Below are 10,066 nucleotides of genomic sequence, written 5' to 3'. Positions count from 1 at the left end.
CGCTCAGAATGCCTGTCCAATGCCGGCATAGATGCCGAAATGCGGGTCACCCGGATCGCGGTTGAGCGGCACGGCGGCATCGATGCGCAGTGGCCCGAACGGCGTGACATAGCGCAGGCCGACGCCGGCGCCGACCTTGACATCGGAGAAATCGGGAGCCGATTTGGTCGATACGGTGCCGGCGTCGACGAACGGCACGATGCCGATCGTGTCGGTGATGGCGATGCGCATCTCGACCGAGGTTTCGAAGAAGGACAGACCGCCGATCGGCTGGCCGGTGAAGTCCTTGGGGCCGATGCCCTGATAGGCATAGCCGCGCACCGAACCGCCGCCGCCGGAATAGAAGCGCCGGTCGGCCGGGACATTTTCAAGGCTGGTGCCGACGATCGAACCAATGGCGACACGTTCGGCCAGCACGAACTTCGAAGCCGAATCCAGCGACTGATAGGCCGACCCTTCGCCCCTCAGTTTCAGGAACGCCGCACCGCTCAAAATGTCGTAGCTGGGCTCGGCATAGGCCAGCACCCGGAAGCCGCTTGTCGGGTTCAGCCGGTTGTCCCGGTTGTCGTAGACATATTGCAGCGGAATGCTGGCGATCAGGTATTTGTGCTTGCCGAAAGCATCGTGGATGCGGGAATAATCGAGCGCCACTTCCGCCGAAACCGTCTGCTTCTTCGTCAGTTCGTAGGACAGGCCGGTGCTGCCCTTGACCGAGAAATGGTCGTAGGCGTCAGGATGTTCGAGCACCGTCTTGACGCCGGCGAAGAACTTCGATGCCGGCCCGATCACGCCCGGCTTTTCGAACATGATGCCGGCATTGTAGTTGAGCTCGCCGAGATCGTTGCTGCCGATGCCGCTGATCTTGCCGTCGATGCGCAGCTTCTCGGCCCGGCCGAACAAATTGCGGTGGCCCCAATAACCTTCCAGGCCCAGCCCCTCGGTGTTGGAGAAGGTGCCGCCGACGCCGAAATAGCGCGGCTTGCGCTCGCTGACCTGAACGCCGATCGGAATGTTGCCCTCGGCATCGAGCGTGTCGGCTTCCTTGAACGTCACGCTGTTGAAGACCTCAAGCGCCAGCAGCCGGTCGCGCGCGTCGTCGATTTCTTGCGGCGAATATTGCCGGCCGCGCTTGAGGCCGGTCATGTATTCGGTGAAGTCGCGATCGACCTTCTCGGTGCCTTCCACCGTGGTCGGCCCGTAGCCGGCGACCGGCCCGGCGGCGACCGTCAGCGTCACGTCCAGCGTCGAAGTCGCATGGTCGGCGACAATCTGCCGGGCCGTTACCTTGGCCAGCGGTCTGCCTTGCTCCTTCAGCGTCCGCACGATCAGCGCCTCGGCCTTGAGCACCGCGCCGGATCCGGCGTCGCCGCCTGATATCAGGCCATAATCGGCGCTCATCAGTCCTGCCGCGTCGCCTTGCAGCCTGATATTGCCCAAGGTGAATTTCGGCCCGCTGGCGACATCGACAACCACCGGAATCGGCTGGGGGCCCTTGAATTCGGCATCCGGCGGCAAATCGTCGAGCGGCTTGCCGTCTATGGTGACGGTGACGACGCCTTCGTAACGGGCATCGGCATAAAGCGCGGCGACAAGCTGTTCGCGGTCGCTGCGCGCCTTGGCCATCAGCCCGAGCGAGCCTGAAACCGGACGCTCCTCGTCACTCTTCAGCGCCGAGGCATTTTCGAGCTTCTTGACCAGATCCTTGTCGGCGTCGGGGGCATTGATGGTCACGGCGTAGCGCAGGGGATCGACGATATCGGCATCCTCGTCGCTGGACGATCCCCACAGCTTGATGCCGAAAAGCTCGAAAGCGGCCGCCGGGCGCGATTCGGCGACGAGCACGGTCGAGCACATCATGGCCAGCAGCAGGGCGCGCGGAAGCGCACGCCCTGCTGCGCGACCTCCTGACATCTGCTCTTCATGCGCCGGCATTAAGACAACCTAGATTACAAAACTAAAATTGGAATGAAGTTCTGAAGCGCTCGTAAAGGGGCCACAATCCAATTGTCTGAAATAGGGCGGGCTTGGAATTCACACCTTTTGCGTCGCCGCAAGAATGCGTGATCCCCTGTCCTATGGAGGTACTACCGGTCATCGGCCGGAAAGGAAACCGCTGGCAGGCGGAACCCTGCCGCGTCCTTGTGTTGACAAGCCTGACTGAAGCTTGATCATGCCCGGACGTCAGCTGTGTCTGGAGGGGTGTTATGGCAATGCGCGCGGCTCGTGGTCTGTCTATCCTGATTCTTCTGTTTTTCGCCTGGGCCAATGTCCTGGCCTGGAGCAGCGCCGCGCAAGCGGCCGAGGCCCGGCGAATAGCGACAACGGACAATTCCGACTATTTCGGCTTTGATCTCAGGTCCGACCAGAATGTGACAATCGACCAGTGCAAGACGACGTGCCTGGGAGACCCGGCCTGCCGCGCCTTCACCTATAACAAAAAAGCCAAATGGTGCTTCCTCAAATCCGACTACAACCAGCTGAAAACCTTCAACGGCGCGGTCGCGGGCAAGGTCGTCAACATCGATGGCGATCCTGATATCGGCGCGCCGCCGGAACTCGCCTTCTTCCCCAACTGGATGTCCGATCAGGCCCAGCAATACCGCAACAAGCTGCTCGGCCCGGCCTATGACAGACCGACAGAAGGCATGGCTGCTTTGCTTAACGCCGCCGAACAGGCCGTGCTGACCGGCGATCACCGCTCCGCCATGCTGAAATACGAGGCCGCGGTCTCGGTGCTGCCCGATGATGGCCAGCTCTGGCTCAACCTGGCGCGTGAAACGCTGGCCGTTCAGCCCGCCGCAAGCACCTCCGAAGCATCCACTTTGCCGGCGAACGGCACGTCGGCCGCTTTCAACGCCTATAAATTGCTGCGCACCGCCAAGACGCGCGCCGAAGTGCTGGCGCTGCTCGGCAACGGGCTCGACAAGCGCGATCTCTACCGGCCGGCGCTGCAGGCCTATGAGGCCAGCCTTGCCCTGAACCCTTCGCCGGCGGTCCAGGCCGACTATGCCGATCTGAAGGCGCGCAAGGGTTTCCGCGTTATCGACCACACCGTCGACGCCGACACCAGCGCGCCGCGCATCTGCGCGCAATTTTCCGAGGATCTGGTCAAGACCGGCGTCGATTACGCGCAATTCGTCACCGTGGACAATGCACCGCCCAAGGGCGTCGAGGCCAAGGACAAGCAGATCTGCGTCGAAGGACTGGAGCATGGCCAGCACTACGACGTCACCTTCCGCGCCGGCCTGCCGGCGGCCATCGGCGAAGTGACTGCGGCCCCCGTGGTGCTGTCGATCTATGTGCAGGACCGCGCACCGTCCGCCCGCTTCACCGGTGACAGCTTCGTGCTGCCGGCCGGCGCGCGCCGCGGCATTCCGATCGTTACCGTCAACATGAACGCAGCCGAGATGAAGCTCTATCGCATCGGCGATCGTTCGCTCGCCCAGCTTCTGTCGGGCTACCAGTTCCTGCACCAGCTCGACGGCTATGACATCTCCAACATTTCCGAGCAGATGGGCGCGCCGGTCTGGCAAGGCCAGCTCGACATCGCCAATGATCTCAACAAGGAGGTCACCACCTCCTTCCCGGTCGACGAGGCGCTGCCGCAGCGCAAGCCGGGCGTCTATGTGCTGACCGCGCAGGCCGTCAATGACAAGAGCGACGACTACAATTCGATGGCCACGCAATGGTTCGTCGTCTCCGACATCGGCCTGTCGACCTATACCGGCCAGGACGGGCTCAACGTCTTTGCCCGTTCGCTGGGCAGCGCCAAGCCGATCGCAGGCGCCGAACTGACGCTGGTTGCCAGGAACAATGAGGTTCTCGGCACGGCGACATCGGATGCCGACGGCCATGCCGTCTTCAACCCCGGCCTGACGCGCGGCGACGGCGGCATGGTGCCGGCCGTTCTGATGGCCAAGCAGGGCGACAATGATTTCGTCTTCCTCGACATGGGCCGGGCCGGCTTCGATCTGTCCGACCGCGGCGTCACCGGGCGCGCGGCGCCTGGTGCGCTCGACGTCTATGCCTGGACTGAACGCGGCATCTACCGTGCCGGCGAGGATGTCCATGTCGCGGCCCTTGCCCGCGACGGCGCCGCCAAGGCGGTCGAAAACCTGCCGCTGACCTTCATCTTCTCGCGCCCAGACGGCGTCGAGGACCGCCGCATCGTCAGCGACGGCGCCTCCGCCGGCGGCCATGCCGTCGACCTGCCGCTCGCACCCAACGCCATGCGCGGCACCTGGTCGGTGTCGATCTACACCGATCCCAAGCAGCCGGCGGTGGCCAGCCAGATGTTCCTGGTCGAGGATTTCGTACCGGATCGCATCGAATTCGACATGAAGGCCGACAAGCAGGAGATCGCGCAGGGAGAAACCGCCAACATCGACATTGACGGCCGCTTCCTCTATGGCGCGCCGGCGGCGGGCCTGGCACTGGAAGGCGAATTGACGCTGTCGACGTCGCGCGACTGGGACCGCTTCCAGGGCTTTTCCTTCGGTCTCGCCGACGAGCAGTCGGCCGAACCCACGGTCACCCCCCTCGCCGATCTGCCCGTGGTTGGCGACGACGGCAAGGTGACCTTCCCGGTCTCCGTCGACCAACTACCCTCGACCACCAAGCTGGTCGACGCCAAGGTGACGGTCAGGATGCGCGAAACCGGCGGCCGCGCCATCGAGCGTTCGCTCAACATCGGCATCCGCCCGCAAGGCCATATGATCGGCATCCGTCCGGATTTCGCCGACAATGAAGTGCCGCAGGGCGGCACCGCCAAGTTCAGCCTGATCGCCGTCGATCCCGACGGAAAGCGTGAGGCGCTGAAAGGCGCGCAGTGGACGCTGGTCAAGGTCGAACGCAATTACCAGTGGTACCGCTCCAACAATTCCTGGAACTACGAGCCGGTCAACTTCACCAAGTCGATCGCCAACGGCCAGGTCGACCTCAGCGCCGACGGCGACGCAACGGTCTCCGTGCCGGTCGACTGGGGTCAGTACCGCCTCGAAGTCGAGACATCGGATCCCGAGGGACCGGCGACAAGCTACGAGTTCGATGCCGGCTGGTATGTCTCCTCGACCACCACCGAAACGCCTGACGGCCTCGAAATCGCCCTCGACAAGGACAATTATGCCGCCGGCGAAGTGGCCAGGCTGAAAGTCTCGCCGCACTTTGCCGGCGAACTTCTCATCAACATCGGTTCCGACAAGCTGTTGAAGACCGTCACGGCATCCGTGCCGGCCGGCGGCAGCACGGTCGACATCCCGGTCGGCGACGACTGGGGTGCCGGCGCCTATGTCACGGCAACCCTGTTCCGGCCGGGCGAGGCGCAGGAAACGCGCATGCCGGCGCGTGCCATCGGCGTGAAATGGCTGAAGGTCGATCCGGGCTCGAAGAAGCTGGCCGTCACCTTGACGCCGCCGGACAAGACCATGCCGCGCCAACAGCTGTCGATCCCGGTTTCGGTCGCCGGCGTGCAGCCGGGCAGCAATGCCTATGTCATGGTTGCCGCCGTCGATGTCGGCATCCTCAACCTGACCAACTACAAGGTACCGGACCCGGAGAACTGGTTCTTCGGCCAGCGCATGCTGGGCATGGAAATCCGCGACATATACGGCCGCCTGATCGACGGCTCGCTTGGCAACACCGGCAAGCTCAGGACCGGCGGCGACGGCGCCAACATGCAGGCGCAAGGCAGCCCGCCGACCGAAAAGCTGGTCGCTTTCTTCTCCGGTCCTGTCGAGCTCGACGCCGACGGCAAGGCGCGGATCGACTTCGACATCCCACAGTTCAACGGCACCGTGCGCGTCATGGCCGTCGCCTGGACCAAGGAAGCGGTCGGCCACGCCCAGTCCGACGTGATCGTGCGCGATCCCGTCGTCATCACCGCCGGACTGCCGCGCTTCCTGGCGCCCGGTGACGCCGCCGTCATGCGCATCGATGTCGCCGACACCGATGGTCCGGCCGGCGACTACGCCTTCTCGATCGAAACGACGGGCGACCTGTCGACGGGCGACAAGCCCCTGCCCCAGAAGCTGACGCTCGCCCAGGGCAAGCGCCAGACGCTGACCGTGCCGCTGATCGCACAGACGGCCGGCAATGCCTCGCTTACCATCAAGCTCGCCCATGCCGACGGCACCAAGGTCGAGCAGACGCTCTATGTACCGGTGCGTCCGGCGCAATTGCCGGTCACCACCCGGCTGGTGGTCGACCTCAAGGGCAATGGCGGCGCGCTGCGCGTCGACAAGGAACTGCTGGCGGCAAGCCTGCTTGACGGCGCCTCCGTCAGCGTCGGCGTTTCGCAGGCGGCAGCCTTCGACGTGCCGTCGCTGCTGATGACACTCGACCGCTACCCCTATGGTTGCGCCGAGCAGACCACCAGCCGCGCCATGCCGCTTCTCTACGTCAATGAGTTGGCATCCGGCATCGGCATGGCCAGCGATCCCGATATCCATGGCCGCATCCAGGACGCCATCTACAAGGTTCTGAGCTATCAGGCCTCGGGCGGCAGCTTCGGCCTGTGGGGTCCGGGCTCCGGCGATCTGTGGCTCGATGCCTATGTCACGGACTTCCTGACCAGGGCGCGCGAGCAGAAATACGACGTTCCGAGCCTGGCCATGAACCAGGCGCTGAGCAATCTGCAGAACTCGCTCGGCTACGACCAGAGCGTCCAGGACCGTGGCAGCGAGATCGCCTACGCCCTCTACGTTCTGGCCCGCAACAAGAAGGCCTCGATCGGCGACCTGCGCTACTATGCGGACACCCAGCTCGAAGCTTTCTCAAGCCCGATGGCCGTTGCCCAGCTGGCGGCAAGCCTGGCGCTCTACGGCGATACACCGCGTGCGGAATCGATGTTCAAGACCGCCCTGCAGCTCGCCAAGTCGACCACCGACTACGACTACTACCGTTCCGACTACGGCTCGCGGCTGCGTGACGGCGCGGCGATGCTGGCTCTGGCGGCGGAATCCAAGCCGGTGCCGACGATCGTGCCGGAGCTGATCAAGCTGGTGACCAGGGAACGCGCCGAAGCCCGCTGGACCAGCACCCAGGACGAATCCTGGATGCTGCTGGCGGCTCGCGCGCTGAAGGAAGGCAATGATACGATCACGCTGACCGTCAATGGTGCCGCACACTCCGGCGGCTATTCCAACCAGGTCGACGGCAGTGACCTGATGGACAGCCCGCTGACCATCGCCAACACCGGCAAGACCCCGCTGCAGGCCGTCGTCACCACGGTGGCGTCGCCGGTCCAGCCGTTGCCGGCCGGCGGCGACGGCTTCACCATCAGCCGCACCTACTACAAGCTCGATGGCACCGAAGCCAATGTCACCGAGGCGACGCAGAACGAACGCTATGTCGTCGTGCTCAAGGTCAACGAGCAGAACAAATGGCCGTCGCGCCTGCTGGTCACCGACCTGTTGCCGGCCGGCTTCGAGATCGACAATCCCGGCCTGGTGTCCAGCGCACAGTTGACGAACTTCTCGTGGCTGGCGCAGACCGATGCGGCTCATCTCGAATTCCGCGACGATCGTTTCGTCGCGGCGTTCAACCCGGCCGACGGCGACCATGACCACAATCTGACCCTCGCCTATGTCGTGCGCGCGGTGACGCCGGGTACCTATGCGCACCCGGCGGCAACGGTGGAGGACATGTACCGGCCGCAATATTCGGCCCGCACCGCCACCGGCATGATGGAGATCAAGGCGCCCTAAGGTGCCGATGGTAACGATCATGAAAATGGCGATTGCGCGAGAGAAAGCTCCCTTCTCCCCGTCACTACGCGGGGAGAAGGTGCCGGCAGGCGGATAAGGGGCAGCGCTATGCTCTCCAAAAAATTCCTGCGCCGGGCAGCCATTACGGGCGTCTCCCTCGCTGGCTTCGCGGCGATCTCCGCAGGCAGCCTATGGCAACTCGACCGTGCTTTCCCACCCCCGCTTCCAGCCGAACTCACGGTCTCCACCGAAGTCCAGGATCGCGACGGCGAATTGTTGCGCGCCTTCGCCACGCCGGACGGCTACTGGCGGCTCGAAACCCGCCTCGACCAGGTCGACAAGCAGTTCGTCGACATGCTGGTCACCTATGAAGACAAGCGTTTCTGGGACCATGAAGGTGTCGACGTGCTGGCGCTGGCCCGCGCCGCCGGCCAGTTCGCCACCAGCGGCCACATCGTCTCCGGCGGCTCGACGCTTTCGATGCAGCTTGCCCGGCTGATCGAGCCGCGCGAAAGCCGCAGCCTCGGCTCCAAGGTCAAGCAGATGCTGCGCGCCATCCAGATCGAGCGGCGATGGTCGAAACGCGAGATCCTCGAGCGCTACCTGACGCTGGCGCCTTATGGCGGCAATCTGGAAGGCGTGCGCGCCGCCTCCCTCGCCTATTTCGGCAAGGAGCCGAAACGGCTCACCGTTTCCGAATCCGCCCTGCTCGTCGCCCTGCCGCAACTGCCGGAAAAGCGCCGGCCTGACCGCAATTTAAAGATCGGCCACGCCGCCCGCGACCGGGTGCTGACCCGCATGGTGTCCTCCGGCCTGCTCGGTGAGCGCGAGGCCGCGCGCGCCGCCCTCGACGATGTGGCGGGCCTGCGCCGCACGCTGCCGGCGCTCGCCGCGCACGCCGCCTATGCGATCCTGCCCAAGGCCGTCCCCGGTCAGCCCTTGCAACTGACGATCCGCAAGAGCGTCCAGGAAGGGCTGGAGCAGGTGGCCAGGGACGCGGCCACCAAGCTTGGGCCCCGCCTGTCGGTCGCCATGGTGCTGGCCGACTCCCGCACCGGCGACATCCTCGGCGAAGTCGGCTCGGCCAATTTCTTCGACGCCAGCCGCTCCGGCTGGATCGACATGACAAAGATCGTCCGCTCGCCCGGCTCGACGCTGAAGCCGTTCATTTACGGTCTTGCCTTCGAACAGGGCCTGGTGGCGCAGGAGACGCTAATCGACGACAGCCCCGTCGATTTCTCCGGCTACCGACCGAAGAATTTCGACATGGGCTATCAGGGCGATGTCAGCATCCGGCAAGCGCTGCAACTGTCGCTCAACGTGCCGGCGATCCGCGTGCTCGACGCGGTCGGGCCAACGCGGCTGATGGCGCGGTTCCGCCAGGCCGGCGTCAGCCCCATACTGCCGGTCAACGAAGCCCCGGGTCTGGCCATCGGTCTTGGCGGCGTCGGGGTGACATTGCGCGACCTCGTCCAGCTCTACACAGGGCTCGCCAATGGCGGCAAGACGCACACGCTGCATGATGGCACCGAGCCTGCCAATGCCGAGCGCACCAGCGCCACCATCCTCGACGGTCAGTCCAACTGGCAGATCATCGACATATTGTCGGGCGTCAAGCCGCCCGAGGGTGCCTTGCAGCGCGGCATCGCCTACAAGACCGGCACCTCCTACGGCTATCGCGACGCGTGGTCGGTCGGCTTCGACGGCCGCTATGTGCTGGGCGTCTGGGTCGGCCGCCCCGATGCCGGCGCGGTGCCCGGCCTTTCCGGCTATGTCTCGGCCGCTCCCATCCTGTTCGAAGGTTTTGTCCGCTCGGGCCTCGCCACCGTCCCCTTGCCGGGCAAACCGCCCGGCATGTTCAGCCCCAGGCGCGAGGACCTGCCGGTGACGCTCGCCCGCTTCGGCGCCGGGTCGGACGGCCTGGTGCAGGCGACGGTGAGCGAACCCGCACCGACCATCATATTCCCGCCCGACGGCGCCCGCGTCGATCTCGGCACCAATTCGGCCGACGCCTCGCCACTGGTGCTGAAGCTGCAAGGCGGCCGTGCGCCGTTCCGCTGGCTCGCCAACGGCAAGCCGCTGGTAGGCATCGATCGTCGCCGCACCGCGACCTGGCAGCCCGACGGCGCCGGCTATTCGACACTGACCGTCATCGACGCCGCGGGACGTGCGGCGAGTGTGAAGGTGTTTGTCGAATAGATCGCACCAAGAGATTCATGGAATTGGCTTTCCGCAGGCTCAGCGGATAGCAGGATACTCACCCCATGCCTGTTCCGAGGGGTAGTGTGCTGAGAGTTCTGCAAATTCGCTGAGAGAGGGCGGTCATGGCAGGCTGGTGATGTTCAACGTCACCGATTCCCGCG

The 10,066-nt window shown here is 64.8% G+C and carries 3 protein-coding genes; 2 read left to right on the top strand and 1 reads right to left on the bottom strand.

What is annotated here, in order from left to right; all coding sequences use genetic code 11:
• Positions 1–3: 3 nt before the first annotated feature.
• Positions 4–1,932: an autotransporter assembly complex protein TamA gene (locus tag NKH52_RS32000; protein WP_352736239.1), complete on the bottom strand. Its 1,929-nt coding sequence runs from the start codon at positions 1,930–1,932 to the stop codon at positions 4–6.
• 272 nt (positions 1,933–2,204) lie between these two features.
• On the opposite strand from NKH52_RS32000, the gene NKH52_RS31995 reads away from it, so the two are divergent.
• Both NKH52_RS31995 and pbpC read left to right on the top strand, forming a co-directional pair.
• Entirely contained in the window at positions 2,205–7,703 is a 5,499-nt protein-coding gene (locus tag NKH52_RS31995; protein ID WP_352736240.1) for an alpha-2-macroglobulin family protein, read from the top strand.
• A 108-nt stretch (positions 7,704–7,811) separates the two neighbouring features.
• Entirely contained in the window at positions 7,812–9,902 is a 2,091-nt protein-coding gene (gene pbpC / locus NKH52_RS31990) for a penicillin-binding protein 1C (RefSeq protein WP_352736241.1), read from the top strand.
• The last annotated feature ends 164 nt before the right edge of the window (positions 9,903–10,066 follow it).

Source organism: Mesorhizobium sp. M1066 (genome assembly GCF_040318635.1).
Lineage (GTDB): Bacteria > Pseudomonadota > Alphaproteobacteria > Rhizobiales > Rhizobiaceae > Mesorhizobium.
The sequence above is the reverse complement of the archived record's forward strand: the minus strand, read 5'-3'. Positions and strand labels throughout refer to the sequence as shown.

Coding starts and splice junctions, on each gene's coding strand:
- pbpC (WP_352736241.1), top strand. CDS start 7,812: ATGCTCTCCAAAAAATTCCTGCGCCGGGCAGCCATTACGGGCGTCTCC.
- NKH52_RS31995 (WP_352736240.1), top strand. CDS start 2,205: ATGGCAATGCGCGCGGCTCGTGGTCTGTCTATCCTGATTCTTCTGTTT.
- NKH52_RS32000 (WP_352736239.1), bottom strand. CDS start 1,932: ATGCCGGCGCATGAAGAGCAGATGTCAGGAGGTCGCGCAGCAGGGCGT.